Here is an 18,861-nt window from a genome sequence, read left to right on the forward strand (position 1 = left end):
GATCGCCTTCGAGCTTAGTAGTAATAATTATAATTTAGCATCTGAAATTTGCAACCGATCCTTGACTCTCTATGGTTATCTGTTATATATATAGTATAACAGATATAACTTCGCAATCTTGGACAAGCGCGCTTCGGTCGTTTCTTTGTTGATGTCGCGTAGCAGCTCCAGTCCGCACGGCGACTCGGCCGTTTATGAAACCAACAAATTGGGGGAGGAACAGCATATGAGCAAAAAACGATGGAATCACAGCGTGCAACAATTGGCCGTCGGTTCGCTGCTTGCAGCGGCGATCGTCCAACCGGTAAGCGCCCTGGCGGAAAGCGTACCTGCGGAACAGATGAGCGCCCAAGAAGCGGCAGCACCCAAGGAAGCCGATACCGGCTCTTCCAGCGCACTCGCACGGATGGTCCCGCTGCGGGCCGTCGCCGAAGCCATTGGCGCGGAGGTCGAATGGGACGCGGAGAACAGGCTGGTTACCGTCAACCGCGGCATAAACCAGCTCTCCGTAAAAATCGGCGAACGGAACGCAAAAGTCAATGGAACCACAACGATCTCCATGACGAAGGAAGCTGCTATCGTTAACGATACGACACGGATTCCTCTGGAGACGATTCGGCAAGCCTTTCAAGTCTCCATCGAATGGGACGACGCAAACGGGCTGGCCATCGATCCTTCCGATGTGACCGCAGCGGGAAGCCACTTCATTTACCTGCTGCAAAGCGGTCAATTTCAAGCGGCAAGCCGGATGCTGAGCGACAAGCTGCGGGCCGGGCTGCCGGAAGCGAAGCTTGCGGGGTACTGGACCGGCAATACCGGCATCTTAGGGGCGCCGAAACGGCTCATCTCGCTCAAGCGGGAAATTACGGCGGTCCAGCGCAACGCCCTGCTCGGCTATATGACGGAAAAATCGACGCCGCTGGGCATCGCCGTCCGGTTTGACGCGAACGGCAAAATCGACGATATTTTCATGCCGCTTTCTCCCGCTGGCAATTACCGTGTGCCGGAGTACGACAAGCCGGAGCTTTATTCGGAGGAGGAAGTGACAGTCGGCGAAGGCGAAGCGCCGCTCCCCGGCACGCTGACGCTGCCGAAGGGCGAAGGGCCGTTCCCCACCGTCGTGCTCGTCCACGGCTCCGGGCCGAACGACCGAGACGAAACGCTCGGCAGCTACAAGACATTCCGCGATCTGGCCGTCGGTCTGGCCGCCAACAACATCGCCGTGCTCCGTTACGAGAAGCGGACGCGGGTGCACACGCTCAAGAGCGCGCTCCATCCGGCTTTTACCGTCAAAGAAGAAACGGTTGACGATGCGATCGCCGCGGTGCATACGCTGCAAAAGGACCGCCGCATCGATGCGAAGCGCATCTTTGTCCTCGGCCACAGCCAGGGCGGGATGCTGGTCCCGTCCATCATCGGGTCCGACAAGCAGAAAAGCATTGCCGGAGCGATTGTGATGGCCGGCCCTTCCCGACCGTTAGAGGACATTGTTCTGGAGCAAAATAAACAAGCGCTCGCATGGGCGAAGGAAGCAGGGCAGCCGACCGAAGGGCTGGAACAGCAGGTGAAAGCGATGGAGCATCAAGTCGCTCTGTTGAAGGACCCTCAATATTCCGAGACGAACATACCGAAAGATTTTGCGCTGGGTAATCCGGTCTGGTGGTTCGACTTCCGGAACTATCGGGGCGGCGAAATCGCCAAGCGTCAATCGACGCCGCTCCTCATCCTGCAGGGCGATAACGATTTTCAAGTGACCCCAAGCAATCTGGACGGCTGGAAGTCGGCCCTATCTGCACGCCAAGACGTCGTTTACAAGCTTTATCCGAAGCTGAACCACGGGTTCGTCGAGTCCGACCAGCCTTCCACCGGCAAGGAATACGCCCTTCCCGGCAACGTGCCGTCCTACGTGATTGACGATATCGCCGGGTGGCTGACAGGCAAAAACTAATTTTGAGGCCGGACTACGGGGCTAACCCCGGAAGCCCAAGGTACGAGGGGATTTCATGATTATTAAATTGGATTTACAGTCGGAGACTCCAATTTATGCCCAGTTGATGAACCAGATTCTCGAAGGCATCGCGAGCGGCGCCTTGAAGCCCGGCGAGGCGCTTCCCTCCGTACGCAGTCTCGCTTCGGATATCGGCATCAATCTGCATACCGTGAATAAAGCCTACACTCTTCTGAAGCAGGAAGGCTTCATTCAAATTCACCGCCAAAAAGGGGTTGTCGTCCAGCCCGACGGCATGCCCCAGGTAACCGAGGCGTATAAAAATAAATTGCGCGAGCAACTGACGCCGATCGCAGCCGAAGCCATCTGCCGCGGCATGCGCGAGGAGGAGCTGCTCGGGTTTATTCAGGGCATTTTCAACGAAATCAAAGGTGCCGGGAACTAAGGAGGGGGCTACATGCATATTGGAATCGCGTTGCTGGTCGCAGCCATTTTTGTGCCGGTCATTGTAATGCTGGCCGGTTTACCCTATTTTACGAGAACGACGAATCATTTTGGCGTATCGATCGATTCACGGCATTATCACGATCCCGAGCTGCAATCGATGCGCCGCCGCTATGCCTGGTGGAACGGGGCGTTCGGAGCCGTGCTCCTCATCGTTTTGCTTTTTGGCATCCAGCGAACGAACGAGACGCAGCAAGGACTGTTCATCATCGGCTTTACCTTGGCGCTTTTGGCGGCGTCGACGGTCAGCTTTCTCGTTTATTATAACAAAATGAAGCGGTGGAAGGCTGCGCGTCCCGCGGAAAACGCCAGCGCCCGGTTCATTGCCGTCGACACCTCGTTTCGGAACCGGAAAACGACGTATTCCGACTGGTGGTATCTGGTTCATCTGGCCTTCGTCGCTCTGTGCGCCGTCATTGCTTTGTGGAATTACGACAAGCTTCCGGACATTCTCGTGTCGCGGTACGATATGCAGGGTAACCCGACAGCCACCGAGCCGAAAACGTATTGGAACGTCTTTTTCCCGAACGTGATGCAGCTGGTCCTGATCTTCATCTTCGCGTCCATCAATACGGTAATCCGCAAAAGCAAACAGCAGATCGACGCGAATGCCCCCGAGCAATCGCGCGAGCAGAACATCCGGTTCCGCCGGATCTGGTCTCTCGTGTTGATGGTCATGGGCTTCTTGATGCTCGTACTGTTCTCGTTCATTCAATTCTTCTTGCTGTTCCCCTTTGACGGCTCGGTACTCGTCACCGTGGCGATAACGATTCCCGCTTTGATGCTGATCCTGGTTCTCGTGGTCTCGTTCATTACCGGGCAAGGCGGAAGCCGTCTCGGCGGATCGACTGCAACGGGCGAGAAGCTGGTCCCCGGGACGGCCGACGACGATAAGTATTGGAAACTGGGATCGATCTACTATAATCCCGACGATCCTTCGCTGTTTATCGAGAAGCGGGTCGGCATTGGCTGGACGATCAACGCAGCCCGGCCGATGGCGTGGGTCATTATGCTGGCGCCGCTTATGCTGATTGGGGCGATCCTGGTCATCGCGGCGATCAAAGGCTGAGCCTGACTGCAGGTTTCGGATACCGGTCAGACGTGAATCGGACTTCGAGTTAGATAGCGCGGCAGCAATCCGTCCCCCCAAGGCGGGCTTGCTGCCGTTTGTTGTTCATAGCCCTGTGCGCGCGCGGCTTGACAATTGGAGAGACTCCACTATAATTTGAGTAAATACTCAATTTTATTTGAAAGAAGGACGAAGGATGGCAAGAGGCGAAAAGAACGATCCCGAGCTGAAAAAACAAAAAATCGTCACGGCTGCCCTCCGCCTTTTTTCCGGGAAAGGCTACCATGCGACGACAACGAAGGAAATCGCCGAGGAAAGCGGCGTAACGGAAGGGTTAATCTTCTATTACTTCGGCGGCAAGCGCAAGCTGCTCATGCATATCGTCCACAGCTTCTCCTTCGCGCTGATGGCGCAGGACGGCGCGGACCGGTGGAAACAGCTGCCGCCGGACGAAGCGCTGGTACAGTACGGATGCCGGTACCTGCAATTTTTGAAGGAGAACCGGGAGTACCTGTTGCTGATCTGGTCCCCGGAGATGATGCGGGATGAGGCCGTTTCCCAGGAAGTGCTCCGGCTCATCGGAAGCATCGGCGCCTCCGGCAGCAGTATCTTGAAGCAGTCAGCCGCCGTTGGCCAAATAAGCGAGCAAACCTATCACGTCGCCGCAACGATGCTTAATGCGTCGATCCTTCTTTATTTCGCGCTGTATTCCCGCTTCGGCAGCGAGATGGCCGTGCTGGGCGACGAGGAAGCTTATATTCGCCAACTGGTCGGCCTGCTGCTCCACGGCCTTTACAAGGGTGATGCGTAATGCGTTCCGTTGAAAGGCCAAATTTTTTTAAGTAATTTTTGAGTGTGCGCTCAAATTTAACCCGACAAGAAACCAAGGAGGGATCGAACATGTTCGCTTTGCTGAACGACTGGATTTCCCTACACCTGTTGATCTGGCTTCTGCCGGTCGCCTTCTTCCTTCATGACGGCGAGGAAATCGTCGTCGTGGAACGCTGGATACGGCCGCGCAAGCACACCCTGCCCCCGTTGATGCAGCGGGCGTTAAACTGGGACAAAAACATTACCGTTCAATTCGCGACAGCGGTCGCGCTGATCGGATCGCTTATCTGCCTTGGGACGGGCGTGGCCGCAGCAGCGGTGAAGGACGGCGGGAAGCTCGGCCCCGTCTTCCTTGGCATGGTCGCGGTCATGCTGCTGGACGGTATCAAACATGTAGGCTTATCGCTGAAGAAGCGGAGCTATACCGTCGGAGCCGTAACCGCCGCGCTGGTGGAAATCCCGTACGCCTCGTATACCTTTTACCGCTTTTATCAGGCGGACTTGGTAGAGCCAGCCGCCCTATGGCTCGGTATCGCCATCGTCCTCCCACTCGTGTTTTTTCTGATCGGTATCGGGTTTACGCTCGGCCGATGGATCGCACCCTTTCGCAGGCCTGCAGCGGGGGCGGGCCGCCATATCTAAGAGGCAGACCCCGCTAAAGGTACGTGGTGCGCTCTATGCGGCGCGGGCCGCTCCAAAGCGATCCTCCCCACACCTCCCGCACCTTCAGGCAAGCTCATGCGCATATTTTCAGCAAGCAAGTCAAATAATGGATATGTCATGAAGAGCTTTCACTGCTGGGAGGCAAAAGTGAAATGAAAGATAACCATTCGAACGGAACTTCGGTTGAGGGTGTCGGAGGATCGCTCGACGAGCGGCGTTCGCCGGGCGAAACCGATACGACGCTGACGGATCGGCAGGGCCATCCCATTACGGATAACCAGAACATCCGGACCGTAGGCAATCGGGGGCCGTCCACCCTCGAAAACTACCATTTTATCGAGAAAATCTCTCATTTCGACCGGGAGCGCATTCCCGAGAGAGTCGTCCATGCCCGCGGAGCGGGGGCTCACGGGTACTTCGAGGCCTACGGCAAAGTCGGAGACGAGCCGGTCGCGCGGTACACGCGCGCGAAGCCGTTTCAAGAAGCCGGCAAACGGACACCGGTCTTCGTCCGCTTCTCCACCGTCGTTCACGGCGGACATTCGCCGGAAACGCTTCGCGATCCCCGCGGGTTTGCGACCAAGTTTTATACGGAGGACGGGAACTGGGATTTGGTCGGGAACAATCTGAAAATCTTTTTCATCCGCGATCCTCTGAAATTTCCCGACATGGTGCATTCGTTCCGGCCGGATCCTGTGACGAATCTGAACGACCCGGAGCGTATGTTCGATTTTCTAGCGGGTACGCCGGAAGCGACGCATATGGTGACCTTCGTCTTCTCTCCTTGGGGAATTCCGGCGAATTACAGACAGATGCAGGGGTCCGGCGTCAATACGTACAAGTGGGTCAACGCCGACGGCGAGGCGGTCTTGGTTAAATACCATTGGGAGCCGCTGAAGCAGGGGATCAAAAACTTGACCCAGCGCGAAGCCGAGGGGATTCAAGCCAAAAATTACAGCCATGCAACCCAGGACCTGTACGAGGCGATCGAACGCGGCGAATTTCCGGAATGGGAGCTCTGCGTTCAAATCTTAAGCGACGACGAGCATCCCGAGCTCGACTTCGATCCGCTGGACCCGACCAAGCTGTGGGATCAGGAGCGCTTTCCCTTTTTGCCGGTCGGAAAAATGGTGCTGGACCGGAATCCCGAGAACTATTTCGCAGAGGTCGAACAGGCGGCCTTCGGGACGGGCGTCCTGGTAGACGGCCTGGATTTCTCCGACGACAAGCTGCTGCAAGGACGGACGTTTTCCTACTCGGATACTCAGCGGCACCGGGTCGGCACCAACTACCTCCAGCTCCCGATCAACGCGCCCAAGAAGCACGTCGCCACCAATCAGCGCGACGGGCAAATGACTTACTACGTGGATCGCGCCGAGGGGCAAAGTCCGCATGTCAACTATGAGCCCTCGCTGCTGGACGGGCTGACCGAAGCGAAGCCGCAGGGCAAAGACCATGAACCCGCTTATCAGGCGAAGCTCGTGCGCGATAAGATCGACCGGACGAACGATTTCAAGCAGGCGGGAGAAACGTACCGGAAATTCGAGGATTGGGAACGCGACGAATTGATCGATAACCTAGTCGCTGCGCTTCAAGTATGTCGGCCTTCGATCCGTCAGCGGATGATCGACTATTTTACGCAAGCTGATCCCGAGTACGGGCGGCGCGTCGCGGAAGGTTTGGCCCAGGCGGATGCCGGCTCGCCGCATATCGGCTCCGTTTCCGCGCAGCAAGGCGCAGACTTGGCGGAGCGGATGGGGCACAGAACGGACGGCTACTGACCGGTAGCCTCCGGCTTCTTCTGGCAGTACAGCCCGTCATGGTCCGTCCATTCCGCGTATAGCACATCCTGCGGCCGTCCGATTCCTGCGGCTTGAAGCTCGCCGAGCAGCCACGCCTCGTCACGGCCGAGAGCTTCGAGCCTTTGCCGTTGGATGTGCCCGTTCTCGATCAGCACAACCGGCAGGGACTTAGGAACGTCGGGCAGACGCAAGTCCTTTCGCGTCACGCTTTCGGCTTCAGACCGTTTCATCACGCTGATGCTCCCGTTCGTCTCGAATACGGCGAAAGCGACCTCCCGTATGGAAAATACGTTTTGCTCCCGGAGCATCGTGAGCAATTGGTCGAAATCGAGGTTGTTGCGCTTCATCGCCTGCCAATCGATCCGGCCGTTGTCAATAATGAGATCGGCCGTCCCGTTCAGCGGCTTGGACAGCCACGGAACGTACTGCACGAGCTTCTCCAGCGCCAACGACATCACGGTCCACAGCGCGAGCGCATAAAGCAGCTGCTCCAGCCCGACGTTACGGTCATACAGCGTATTGCCGACAATTTCGCTGAGCATTAACGAGGAGACGAAATCGAAGGCGGTCAGCTGGGAAATTTCCTTTTTGCCGAGCAGCCTCGTAATGATCCACAGCCCCGTAAGTCCGGCCGCCAGCTTGACGGTAATATAGGCGAAATCCGCCATAAAAAGCCCTCCTTCGGAAAAGGAAGATGTGTCCTTCCTTACCCGGGGAGGGCATTGTTTGAACCCGTAGAATCATCCGTTAAGCCACCTAAAGAACCAATGCAAAAAGACCAGAGACACGATAATCGCTAGGTAACGAAGCTTCCGGGGCGTCCGAATCCACAGCTTCAGCATGCGCATGTTGTTCCCGCGCCCTGCTTGGTTATTCATCCACCGTACCCTCCCCTTTACTCCAGCTTCGAACAAATCAACTCGCCCGTCCGGGCATCGATCCAACGGATTTCCCGGCCTTTTTCCTTGTGCACCAGACGGTACTTCAAAACGTAACGGCGCCTTTTGCCATTGCCCGAGTAATCCGTCTCCCACCCCAGCTTCAGGTCGAGAGCTTCCGCATAAATCCGGCGCGCCTCCGGCTCGTCTATGAGCGGTGTTACCTCGACGGCCTGCAATCGGACCGGATCGACAGATGGACCCGTCACGTGTCCGATCCGTCCCGACGTCTTGTTGACGGACAACCGGATGTGCTCCAGCTCCAGCCAGACGCCCTGCTTCCCGATGCGGAAATCGAAATGCTCCCTGTCGGAATCGTGTGCTTCCTCCTGCTGCCGCAGCTGCAAAAACGGCGCCAGCCCGGGCTGCATACGGGCCAAAAATCCAAGCGCGATGTCCAAGCACGCGTCCCGTGATAGCCTTAGCTCCCCTGGAATCTCCTCTTCAAAACGAATAAACGACACCAGCCTTCCGCCGACCGGATCGATCTTCGCTTTCAGCGTCTCCTCCGTCCGCTGACGGAAAAAGGCGTCCAGCGAACGGTCCTCTGACGCCGCCGGCTGCCAGTCACGCCGCCGCCAGACGATACCGGTCATGCAGTCGTCCATTTCCACTTCCCTCAGCAGCTCATACCGGTCCGGATCGATTCCGAGCAGCTCCTGAGCGTCCTGCGCCGTTCGGACGGCCGGAGCCTTGACCGCAGGTAGCTCAGGAACTGGCAGCCATTCGAACGGCTCTTCGGATTCCGCATCTACGTCGGCCGCTTCGCGGACCTCTTCCGTCCCGTCCGCCCGGAAATGCATCCAGCGGCTGCTTGGTTCGTAGACCAGCCGCAGCTCATCCTTTTCCGTGTCGTCGACGGACTTGTGAAGGAAGTCCAGCCGCAGGTCCAGCTTGGCGGTATCCGCAATCTGGCGCAGAAGCTGCTCCTTCGGCACAATAGACTCCGGGATTTTCGGCTTCGTCTGCCGTCCGAAATACCGGAAGTCGCTGACGAGACCGCTGCGGTGAACCTTGACGCGAAAGCCCGACATCGGCAGCGGCAGCCCCATGACCTCCTGCTCGTAGAAAAATAGCGTCCCGGAGTCTGCGGACTTGGTGCGCGTCAGGGAAAACGGCTTTAGCGCGCCCGGATAATGGTCGAGCGCGAACTTCTCCGCCCGGAGCCGCAATTGTTCCGCGGACAGCTCCGGCAAATCGCCGGCCACCTCCTCCACATCGGCCGTATACTCAACCAGATCCCCTTGAGCGTTAAGCTCCACACATATGCCGCTATCCTTGCCGGGCTTGCTCCATACGGGGTCCTCGCCCGCTTTCGTCCAGACGAACATCGCCCGTCCGCCTTCGCGTTTGTCTTCATGATAATCCGCAATCGTAAGCTCGTACTCTTCCGGGATGTCGAAGAGCTCCTCCGTCCGCAGCTTTAACTCGGCCAGCTTGCGCTGCAAGGCTTCCTCGGCGGATAATTCGGAAGCTCCAGCCGATGGAGACGGACTTGAGCCTGCCGGTTCGTCCGGGTTATCGTATCGTTTGCGCAATTCCTTCAACCCCCTGTGCAAAATGGTTTTCACCGTGCCTGTCGGCTTGCGGAGCAAAACGGCGATCTCCTCAATCGTCATATCGTGCCAATATTTGAACGCGATCACCTGCCTCTGCTTCGGCTCCAGCTGCCGGACCGCCGTACGCAAGTCGAGAAGGTCGTCGGGATCGGGCACAGGAGCCGGCTGACGTTCGGCCGCACAGCTATCGTCCGGCACCAGCCGCTGTCGTTTGTCCAGCGCCGTCAACGCGCAGTTGATGACGATGCGGGTCAGCCAAGTGGCGAAAAACTGCGGCTGCTTCAGCTTTGGCAGTCCGACAAGCGCCTTGTAGATCGCCTCGTGGACCGCATCCTCCGCGTCCATGTCCTGCCGCACGTAATAATAGGCAATCCGGCGCAGGCGGTCCTGCTGTTCCTCGATCAGAGCCAGAAAGGCCGCGTGGTTTCCCGCTTGGGCTTCTCTGACCCGGTCGCTTCGGTTCATGTCCTTCCCCTCCCGTGTATACCCTTTAGACCGGTGAGAGCGCATTTAGGTTTCAGCAGTTTCGAAAAAACCTTCGTTCAACTCGGCCTTGATCTTTTCCGGGTGCCTAGATGTGTTGCGGATGTCGCCAAGCATACGCTCGATTCGCGCTGCACGGTAGCCTTTGCACACTATCGAGCTTTTTCGTCAAAATTATACATTTTATCCCAAAAAAACTTTTCCCTCTCCCACTATCAACCTTCCTTCCGAACGCCCCCTCGGCACGTCGTTCTTTTGACCTACGCTTTCCTCCTCCCGGGCACACGCCATCCGATGATTTTGCAGCCGCCCTCCACCCGTTTAACCTATGGTTATTTCATTAACAGGCTTCCCGTCATTTTCTTTTTGAAAACGAATACATTTTATTAAAATTGTATTGAAAACACTGGTATATTGTGGTAGCTTGGTAATATATTTTTACAATCTTAATATTACAAATCACCCAATAATGTTTCACCACACCTAGAATTTGGGACGAGCATTCACTTCCATCCGGGCCTTTCCTCCATGCTCCCGCCGTCCCCGAGCCGCTAGTCCTGCTGCTCTACTCCCTACTTCATAAGAACCTGCATAACCAACGCGGCAGTCGATGCGTCTTGCGTAATTTTTGCCAAGGGATCACAGAACGATTCATTGTCGTTCTTGATTTTATAAAATAATGAAAAAGGAGCGAGCTTATGAAGATTCGCAAATGGCTGGCTACAACGGTCATCCTGACTGTTGTCGGCGCAACGGCAGCCGGATGTACTGGCGGCAACAACGGTACGAACACCGGTACGGGAACGGAAGGCGACAAGAACGCTGCCCCCAAGCAGGAGATCACCCTTAACTTCAGGACGGAACCGGGGGCGATGGACGTCTCCAAATCGACGCAGGTGGCTGCGTTTACCGTCATGAACGCCGTTAGCGAAGGGCTGTACCGTCTGAATAAGGACGGCAAAGCCGAGCCGGGGCTGGCGAAAGACATGCCGAAAATTTCGGAGGACGGTAAAACGTACACGATCCAGCTGAAAGACAATTTGGTCTATTCCGACGGCCAGCCGGTCAAAGCCGAAGACTTCGTCTACTCGTACCAGCGTACGCTGGACCCTTCGACCAAGGCGTTGTATGCTTTTATGGTGGCTTGGGTTAAGGGCGGGGCGGACGTGCAAAAAGCCAAGACCCCCCAAGAGCTCGAAGCGGCGAAGAAGGCGCTCGGCGTCAAGGCGCTGGATGATAAAACCGTGGAAATCACCTTGGAACGTCCGATTCCATTCTTCACCGAGCAATTATCGTTCCTGCAATTTTTCCCGCAACGCAAAGACATCGTCGAGAAATACGGCGACAAAAACGGCGGAGACGCAGAATCTGCCATCGGCCCAGGTCCGTTCAAGCTGGCCCAATGGGACCATGAGCAGCAGCTCGTCTTAGTCAAAAACGATAAATATTGGGACAAAGATAAAGTCAAGCTGGAAAAAATTACGCTGAACATCGTCAAAGACGAAAACACCGGTCTGAACCTGTTCCAAACCGGAGCGACCCAGCTGCAAAACATCACCCGCGAGAGCATCAACCAATGGGAAGGAAAGCCAGAATTCGTCCTGCAGCCTGAGCTGTCTTCCTGGTATATTAAGATGAGCCAGGATAACGTCCCGGCCTTCAAAAACAAAAAAGTCCGTCAAGCGCTGGCGCTTGCCATCGATTCCAAAGCATTCATCGAAACGGTTACAGGCAAAGGCCCCGTACCGGCTACCGGCTTCGTACCGAACGGAACGAGCGACGGCAACGGCGCAGAATTCCGCAAGAAAGCGGGCGATCTGAGACCGAAATTCGATCCGGCCAAAGCGAAGCAATTGCTGCAAGAAGGCTTGAAGGAGCTGGGCGTGGCGCAGCTGCCGAAGTTCAAGCTTCAAGCGGACGACAACGGGGTCGGACCGAAATCCGTCGAGTTTATCCTCGCCCAGTGGAAGCAAAATCTCGGTGTCGACGCCATCGGCGAGCCGGTTCCGCACAAGCTCCGGGTGGACAACGAGAACAACCACAAATACGAAGCGTCTCTCTCCGGCTGGAGCGCCGATTACAACGATCCGATGACGTTCCTCGAAATGTTCGTGACCGGCAACGAATTCAACGATGCCGGTTGGTCCAATGCCGAATACGATAAGTTAATTAAAGGCGCGCAAGTCGAGATGGACAAAGCGAAACGTTCCCAGTTAATGGTCGACGGCGAAAAAATACTGATGGAGGAAATGCCGCTCATCCCGAACTACTTCCGCTCCCTGAGCTGGCTCAAAGACCCGAAGCTGCAAGGTGCGGTCTTCCCGCCGTATGCGCTTGAATATGAGCTCAAGTGGGCGTATGTGAAGTAAGCCCGAGATAAAAAAGGCGAAAGCCGTCCTTTCCGTTGAAAAGCCAACGGAGGACGGCTTTTTTTTCATGAAGGCGCCATTGTTAGAACCAAGGCTGCGCCTTATAATCAGGGTATCGCTTAACAGCAGCATCAGCTGCCCGAAAGGAGAGTCCCGCATGGTCTCGGCTTCATCCCGCCCAAGAGCGGTCATTATCGGCGCCGGTATCGGCGGATTGTCCGCAGCCATTGCGCTGCAAACCGCAGGGTGGGACGTCTCGGTCTACGAGAGAACCCGCTCCCTGTCAGGAATCGGCGCCGGCATCGCGCTCGCCGCCAATGCCATGAAAGCACTGCGGCAGCTTGGGGCGGACGAGCAGGTAAGCCGCCTCGGAGCCCCTGTGCGGCAAGCGGACATTTATACATCGGACGGACGGCTGCTGGTGTCGCTTCCGACGGAAGAGCAAGCCCGGCGCTACGGGGCGCAGAGCTACCTGATCCACCGGGCCGATCTGCATTCCGTTCTGCTCGGCCGTTTAGAGTCCGGAACGGTGCGGACGGATAAGAAATTGCGCTGCTGGGAGCAGAACGAGCGTAGCGTCAAGGCCGTCTTCGAGGACGGCACGATCACCGAAGGGGACGTGCTGATCGGCGCCGACGGCCTGCACTCCGCCGTTCGGGCGCAGCTCTTCGGCGAGAGCGCCCCGCTTCGTTATGCCGGCTATTCCGCGCTGCGGGGTACTGCGCATTGGCACGACGAACGGTTTCCTTTCGAGCAGGGCGGCGGCTTCGAGGCCTGGGGGCCGGGCAAGCGGTTCGGCGTATCGGCGATCGGGCAAGGGCGCATCTTCTGGTTTGCCGCCGTCAACGCGCCGCAAGGCCAAGAGCTTCCTCCCGCCGAGAGAAAGGCGGCCGCGCTGCACCAGTTTTGCGGCTGGATGGAGCCGATCGAGGCGCTGATCTCTGCAACGGATGAGGTATCCATCCTTTCGCACGATATTTTCGACCGCCGGCCGCTCGCCGGCTGGAGCTGGGGACGCGTGACCTTGCTCGGCGACGCCGCGCATCCGATGCTGCCCAACCTTGGGCAAGGCGGGGCGCAGGCGATGGAGGACGCTCTTGCGCTAGCTCGCTGCCTGCGGCAGGCATACGGCACGCCGGGCACGCCCGGTGTCGCCGCTGCTCTGCGGCAATATGAGCAGGAGCGGTTCGGACGGACCGCGCTGGTCGTCCGCAGGTCGCGCGCGATGGGCCGGATGGTGCAGCTCGCGCACCCCGCCGCCATTGCCGTCCGAAACCGGCTGCTTCGCCTGCTCCCCGCCCGGATGCAAATCCGTCGCCTGGATTGGCTGGTCGGGTATGAGCCCTGAACCCTGGCCGCTCAGCGCTCCAGTACAGCCAGCACTTCTTCTACCGGCAGAGCAGCAATCGTTCTTCCTTGGCGCCCCGTGGTCGTCCCCGCCATAAACAGGGAGTTATAGATCGCTTCCTCGGTCGCCTCCGTGACGGCGCGGAAGCAGTCGGACATCAGTCGGCCGTCTTCGCGAACGACGCGGAGCTCCAGCACACCGGAAGCCGGCGTATGCGGAATACGGTTGCCGTTGCTGAAGGCGATCGCGATATCGCCGCTTCCGTGATGAGCGATCGAGCCGGTACGCGCCAAACCGAAGCCCGCCCGCTTGGCAATCCGCTTCAACTGGCGGGCGTCCATCGGCAAGTCGGTGCCAATCACGATGATGATCGAGCCGTCGTTGTCCCGCGCTTCCTCCGGCTTCGCCCGAAGGGATTCGCCCACAGGCTTCCCAAGTATGGTCAAGTCTTCCCCAAGGCCGAAGTTCGTCAGCACCAATACCCCGAAATGGAAAATCCCCCCATCCACTTCCACCTGTCTGGACGATGTCCCAATTCCTCCTTTGTAGCCGAAGCAGACCATCCCGGTTCCGGCTCCGACCGCCCCTTCCATGACGCGGCGGTCCGTGGCTGCCCATCCCTGCCGGATCGCTTCCACCGCATGCTCCGGACGAACGTGAAGCCCTCTCATATCGTTCAACAACGAGTCGTTGCACTCCCCCGTGACGACGTTTAGCGAGCCGTCGCGGTCTCCGATCCCGTCATCCTGTGCCACCATGTAACGAAGCGTCCCTTCGGTCACCGCCGGTACGCCGAACGTATTTGTCAGCATAATTGGCGATTCGATGACGCCCAGCTCGTTCACTTGAACCAGACCGGCCGTTTTGCCGAAGCCGTTGATCACATGCGCCGCGGCAACCGTTTTCTCACGAAACCAATCGCCCGGGTGCGGCAAAATCGCCGTAACCCCCGTCCGGACACAAGCATCGGGTCGGTCCTCATGTAACGTCACATGCCCTACGGATACTCCGGGGACATCCGTGATGCTGTTAAACTGTCCGGTCGGAAGCTTTCCGACGGTAAATCCGTAATCGCGCAATCGTTTTCTGCTCATAAACTATTCTCCCTCTATTCGTTTACGCGCCGCAGCATGCGGGAGCCGTAGAAGGCCGCCCAAGCCTGCGGCTCATCCTTGAAGAAGAAGCGGATCGGGTAGCCGCTGTCCGTGATGACAAGCGTACGGTCGTCGCTAGCCCGCAGCGCGAAGGCTTTGCCGTCAATTTCAGCGAAGGGTGAGTTCCCGTCGAGCACAATGTCGACGCTGCCGCCCTCGGCGGACCGGTAAGCGCCGGCCAGACGCCGCAGCTCCTCCGGAGAGGCCTCGTACGTCGGCTCCACACTGCTACTTTGCTCCAAGGGGAAGCCGAGCGCCGTGTTGACGGCCGCCAGCCACAGCTCGTTGGCGGGCACGTTCGCCACGTTCGTCAAGACGGCGGCCACAAGCCCGCGTTCGGGCACGAAGCCAAAATACGACGATACCCCGGGCTGGCCGCCTCCGTGCTCGACAAGCGTAACGCCGGCGTAATCGGGGGTCACCCGCAGCGCGCAGCCGTAAAACACATTTCTTCCGATCCGGTGAATCGGCTCCCGCATCTGCCTCAAGCTCTCGCTCCGCGCCACGGGGCAGCCATTCGAAGTCGGGACATTACCCACGTAAAGTTGCCCGTATTTCAGCAGATCGCGCACCGTCGACCGGATGCCGCCGCCGGCTTCGTAGTTCCCTAGCTTTGGCCACGGCACCTCGTCCAGCGTCTGTGTACCGCCGCGCTTCACATACGGCACGGAGACATTATCCCACGCGGCCAGCTCGTCCAGGCTGAACGTTGACCGCCGCATCTGCAGCGGCTCCAGAATCCGCTCCGTGATCGCCGCACGGAAAGGACGGCCCGTCAGCCGTTCGACGATCGCCCCAAGCAGCAGAAACGTGTCGTTGCAGTAACTGAAATAGTCCCCCGGCGCTCCCAAAAGCTCAATCTCTTCGCTCGCCAAATAGTCGAGGTGTTCGGCGAACCGCCGAAGCTCCTCCCGGCGGCGCATGGGCGGGACGCCCGCCGTGTGGGAAAGCAAGTGCCGCACTTTGATATCGTCGCTCCGCACTCCGCCGGAAGTGCGCAGCTTGAACTCGGGAAGGTGTTTCGTGACAGGATCGTCCAACGAAAGCTTCCCTTCCTCCGCAAGCTGCATGATGGCTAAAGCCGTGAACGACTTGGTAACCGACGCGATGCCGAACACGGTATCCGAGGTAACCGGATCACCCGTTTCCATATTTCTAACACCGAACCCCTGCTGGTAGACGGTCTCCCCGCGCAGCGAGACGGCCACGGCCGCCCCGGGGATCGCTTCTTTCTCCATCATTGCCTTCGCATAGGCTTCGAATCCGGACCAGTTGCCGGTCATGACAGCACCTCCATAGACTGCACGGTCCGCTTACTTCGGACGGTTGCGCAAAAAGTTCTCGGCGGCAAATCCGAGCACTTCTTCTTCCTTATAATATTTTAGCAGCTCATTGATCAAGTTTTGGCTTTTGCCTGCGTGTTCCAAGCCTGCAACAAACTCCGAAATGCCGTCAAAATCCGAACCGAGCCCGATATGCCGCACGCCGCCGAGCGCGCACAAATGATCGATATGCTTTAACAAATCGGCGATCGTTACATGCCTTTCCCGTTTCACAAAGGCGGGACAATAAATGACGTGGACTGTCCCACCCTTGGCAAACAGCGCCTTGGCCTGTTCGTCCGTTAAATTGCGCGGGTGATCGCAAACCGCCCGCGCGTTGGCGTGGCTCGCCATCGGATAATCTGCCAGTTCAACCACATCCCAGAACGCCCGCTCGCACAGATGAGCGACGTCGGTCAGCAGCCGGTGCTCGTTATTGAAGCGCACAATGTCCCGGCCGAACGAGGTCAACCCGGCGCCGCGCGGCTCCAGCACACCATCGGCCGCGAGATTGGCGTAGTTCCAGGTCAAGCCAACCGCACGCACGCCAAGCTGGTATAAAATGTTCAGCTGGCGCAGGTCGTTGCCGATAGGATCGACACCTTCCAGCGTCAGCATGGCTCCGATCTGCCCCGGTTCAAGCGCGTCGAAATCGGCCCAGTCTCGAATCTGCTTCATCTCCGGATGCTTCCCGAGCACCTCGTCGTAGAAATAATGAACCTGATCCAGCGCCGCTTGAAACTTCTGCTCTGCCTTAAGATGAGGCGGAACGAAGACGGCAAAGCACTGGGCCTTCACGCCGCCCTGCTGCAGTCTTGCCTTGTTCGTCGCCAGCTCCTCCGAGCTGCCGTACGACAGCTGCCCGCCGCTTTTCCAGAACTTATACAGCACATCGCAATGAAAGTCAATGATTTCCATGTTTTTCCCCATTTTTTGCTCCAACCTTTCCTAGTCCTGTCCCGTCATTGTACGGAACCGCTCGTACAGCGCCAGCGCGACCGGTCCGGGACTACCGTCCCGGATCAGGCTTCCATCCTCGAAGCGAACGACCGGCATCACTTCCGTCGTCGTACTAGTGATGAACGCTTCGTCCGCCTGCCGCAGCTCCTCCGGAGTAAACGATTGTTCGACGAACGGGATACGCAGCTCGTGCGCGATCCGCTGCACCGCCATTCTCGTAATACCCGCCAAAATCTGTTTGGACAGCGGCGCCGTCCGGATCGCTCCATCTTTGACCATATATACGTTGGAGCTTGTTCCTTCCGTCACAACCCCGTCCCGTACGAGAACCGCTTCCAGGCACCCGCGTTCGGACGCGGCTTGCTTGGCCAAAATATTGGGCAGCAGGTTGAGCGACTTGATCCAGCAGTTCAGCCAGCGCTCGTCCGGATGCAGCATGACGCTAATGCCGGAGGCCCTCGCCTCGGCCGATATTTCCCGAAACGGCTTCGCCGTCATCGATACGGACGCCGGGCAGACCGGGAACAAATGATTACGTGGGGCGATGCCGCGGGTCGCCTGCACATACAGATCGAGATCCGACAGCCCGCTTTTTTGCGTCAATTCGCCGATAATCCGCTTCAGCGACTCGCCGTCGTGCCCGATCTCCAGACGAATCGCCGCGGCGCTCTTGAACAACCGGTCCAAATGCTCGTCGAGCATAAAAGGCCGACCCTTGTAAATCCGGATCACCTCATAGACGCCGTCCCCGAATTGATGTCCCCGCTCGTCGATCGGAACGACCGGTTCGTCCGACTGGATAAAGCTCCCGTTAAAATAAGCCAAAGCCATGATGTAGCCCCTCCCTGGTTCATTTCCCATGTTATTAACAAACTAATCGATTTCCTCAGGTCGGTCCAATAGGATAATGACATGATGGGTATAAGAAAATATAATACGAGCATAGGGGGCGTTTTATGAATACGGATCATGTTGAATGTTTTGTCATGGTGGCTCTGACCGGTAGCTTCAGCAAAGCGGCCAACCTGCTGTATTTGTCCCAGCCCACGGTTAGCCAGAGGATCAAAGCGCTCGAAGCCGACTTGAACTGCAGGCTGTTTCAACGAACGGGCCATGCCATCGCCTTGACGGAGGAAGGCGAAAGCTTCCTGCCCTATGCGAAAAGCATGCTGCAATCGCTTCAGGACGGGCAGCAGGCGATCCAGCGGATTCACGGGAAATTGGAAGGCGAGCTGTCCGTCGCTTCCGTTTTCGGGGCGGCCTTTTACCTTCTGCCCCAGCTCGTGGAGCAATTCCAGACGCTCTACCCGAAGGTGAAGCTGACGCTTTTGACCGGACATTCGCATCAGGTGCTCGATATGGTGTTGAATCATGAAGTATCCTTCGGGATCGCCCGCGCCGTCAATCATCCGCAGATCCGGCGCATTCCGATCCTGAAGGACGATATGCTGCTGGCGGTCTATCCGGGCCATCCGTTTCACGACCGCAAGCAGGTGACGATCGAGGATGTCGCCAAGGAGCGGCTCATTTTGTTCAATCGTGGCTCGCTCGACTGGACGCTGATTAACGGGGCTTTCAGCCACTACAGGCTGGACCGGCACGTAGTCATGGAAGCGGATAACATCGAGGTGGTCAAGCGGATGGTCAAGCAAAGGCTGGGGATCGCGTTTCTGCCCCGCTTCTCGATCCTTCACGATCTGGAGCGGGACGAGCTCCGCGAGGTGGAAGTCACCGGACTGCCGCAGCTGAACCGCAACTTCGAGCTGATTTATTTGAAGGACATGTCGCTAAACCAGATCATGGAGCATTTTATCGGCTTCTTATGCCAGCACCATGCGCAACCGGAGTAACGAATAAAAAACCGCTCGACTCGGGCAAGTCAGGCGGTCCTTTGTTCAAACGAGCAAGGGG

16 protein-coding genes are annotated in these 18,861 nt (G+C 57.7%); 9 read left to right on the forward strand and 7 right to left on the reverse strand.

Annotation, left to right across the window (positions count from 1 at the left end):
* Window positions 1-226: 226 nt before the first annotated feature.
* From QMG93_RS26205 to QMG93_RS26230, 6 genes are all read left to right on the forward strand, one after another.
* On the forward strand, window positions 227-1,948 hold the full coding sequence (locus QMG93_RS26205) for an alpha/beta fold hydrolase (protein WP_281941780.1): 1,722 nt from the start codon (window positions 227-229) through the stop codon (window positions 1,946-1,948).
* Between the two features lie 55 nt (window positions 1,949-2,003).
* The gene (locus QMG93_RS26210) at window positions 2,004-2,393 is read left to right on the forward strand and encodes a GntR family transcriptional regulator (protein WP_281941782.1); all 390 of its coding nucleotides are present in this window, start codon (window positions 2,004-2,006) and stop codon (window positions 2,391-2,393) included.
* A 12-nt stretch (window positions 2,394-2,405) separates the two neighbouring features.
* Window positions 2,406-3,521: a DUF1648 domain-containing protein gene (locus tag QMG93_RS26215; protein WP_281941784.1), complete on the forward strand. Its 1,116-nt coding sequence runs from the start codon at window positions 2,406-2,408 to the stop codon at window positions 3,519-3,521.
* 196 nt (window positions 3,522-3,717) lie between these two features.
* Entirely contained in the window at window positions 3,718-4,332 is a 615-nt protein-coding gene (locus QMG93_RS26220) for a TetR/AcrR family transcriptional regulator (protein WP_281941786.1), read from the forward strand.
* Between the two features lie 89 nt (window positions 4,333-4,421).
* A complete protein-coding gene (locus QMG93_RS26225; protein ID WP_281941787.1) occupies window positions 4,422-4,994 on the forward strand; it encodes an HXXEE domain-containing protein in 573 nt (190 codons plus the stop codon).
* Window positions 4,995-5,167: 173 nt separating this feature from the next.
* A complete protein-coding gene (locus tag QMG93_RS26230) occupies window positions 5,168-6,796 on the forward strand; it encodes a catalase (RefSeq protein ID WP_281941789.1) in 1,629 nt (542 codons plus the stop codon).
* Here QMG93_RS26230 and QMG93_RS26235 read toward each other — a convergent pair.
* From QMG93_RS26235 to QMG93_RS26245, 3 genes are all read right to left on the reverse strand, one after another.
* Window positions 6,790-7,485: a DUF421 domain-containing protein gene (locus QMG93_RS26235; protein ID WP_281941791.1), complete on the reverse strand. Its 696-nt coding sequence runs from the start codon at window positions 7,483-7,485 to the stop codon at window positions 6,790-6,792. The genes QMG93_RS26230 and QMG93_RS26235 overlap by 7 nt on opposite strands.
* A 72-nt stretch (window positions 7,486-7,557) precedes the next feature.
* Window positions 7,558-7,695 (reverse strand): hypothetical protein, encoded by a 138-nt coding sequence (locus QMG93_RS26240; RefSeq protein WP_281941793.1) that lies wholly within the window; start codon window positions 7,693-7,695, stop codon window positions 7,558-7,560.
* Between the two features lie 17 nt (window positions 7,696-7,712).
* The gene (locus QMG93_RS26245; RefSeq protein WP_281941794.1) at window positions 7,713-9,779 is read right to left on the reverse strand and encodes a sigma-70 family RNA polymerase sigma factor; all 2,067 of its coding nucleotides are present in this window, start codon (window positions 9,777-9,779) and stop codon (window positions 7,713-7,715) included.
* 716 nt (window positions 9,780-10,495) lie between these two features.
* Between QMG93_RS26245 and QMG93_RS26250 the strand changes: the two genes are divergently transcribed.
* Both QMG93_RS26250 and QMG93_RS26255 read left to right on the forward strand, forming a co-directional pair.
* Complete coding sequence (locus QMG93_RS26250) at window positions 10,496-12,166, forward strand: peptide ABC transporter substrate-binding protein (protein ID WP_281941796.1); 1,671 nt, start codon at window positions 10,496-10,498, stop codon at window positions 12,164-12,166.
* Window positions 12,167-12,323: 157 nt separating this feature from the next.
* Window positions 12,324-13,514 (forward strand): FAD-dependent monooxygenase, encoded by a 1,191-nt coding sequence (locus QMG93_RS26255; protein ID WP_281941798.1) that lies wholly within the window; start codon window positions 12,324-12,326, stop codon window positions 13,512-13,514.
* 11 nt (window positions 13,515-13,525) lie between these two features.
* On the opposite strand, the gene QMG93_RS26260 is transcribed toward QMG93_RS26255, so the two are convergent.
* The 4 genes from QMG93_RS26260 to dat are packed head-to-tail and all read right to left on the reverse strand — an operon-like array spanning window position 13,526 to window position 17,781.
* Window positions 13,526-14,608, reverse strand: a complete 1,083-nt coding sequence (locus QMG93_RS26260; protein ID WP_281941800.1) for a P1 family peptidase — start codon at window positions 14,606-14,608, stop codon at window positions 13,526-13,528.
* 14 nt (window positions 14,609-14,622) lie between these two features.
* Window positions 14,623-15,951 carry a serine hydrolase domain-containing protein gene (locus QMG93_RS26265; RefSeq protein ID WP_281941802.1) on the reverse strand — a complete coding sequence of 443 codons (1,329 nt, stop codon included), beginning with the start codon at window positions 15,949-15,951 and terminating at the stop codon, window positions 14,623-14,625.
* Between the two features lie 30 nt (window positions 15,952-15,981).
* Window positions 15,982-16,908 (reverse strand): dipeptidase, encoded by a 927-nt coding sequence (locus QMG93_RS26270; protein WP_281941803.1) that lies wholly within the window; start codon window positions 16,906-16,908, stop codon window positions 15,982-15,984.
* Between the two features lie 30 nt (window positions 16,909-16,938).
* Window positions 16,939-17,781 (reverse strand): D-amino-acid transaminase, encoded by an 843-nt coding sequence (gene dat / locus QMG93_RS26275; RefSeq protein WP_281941805.1) that lies wholly within the window; start codon window positions 17,779-17,781, stop codon window positions 16,939-16,941.
* A gap of 125 nt (window positions 17,782-17,906) precedes the next feature.
* On the opposite strand from dat, the gene QMG93_RS26280 reads away from it, so the two are divergent.
* Window positions 17,907-18,800 carry a LysR family transcriptional regulator gene (locus QMG93_RS26280; protein ID WP_281941807.1) on the forward strand — a complete coding sequence of 298 codons (894 nt, stop codon included), beginning with the start codon at window positions 17,907-17,909 and terminating at the stop codon, window positions 18,798-18,800.
* Window positions 18,801-18,861 lie beyond the last annotated feature (61 nt).

This window comes from Paenibacillus tyrphae (genome assembly GCF_027925525.1).
Lineage (GTDB): Bacteria > Bacillota > Bacilli > Paenibacillales > NBRC-103111 > Paenibacillus_G > Paenibacillus_G tyrfis_B.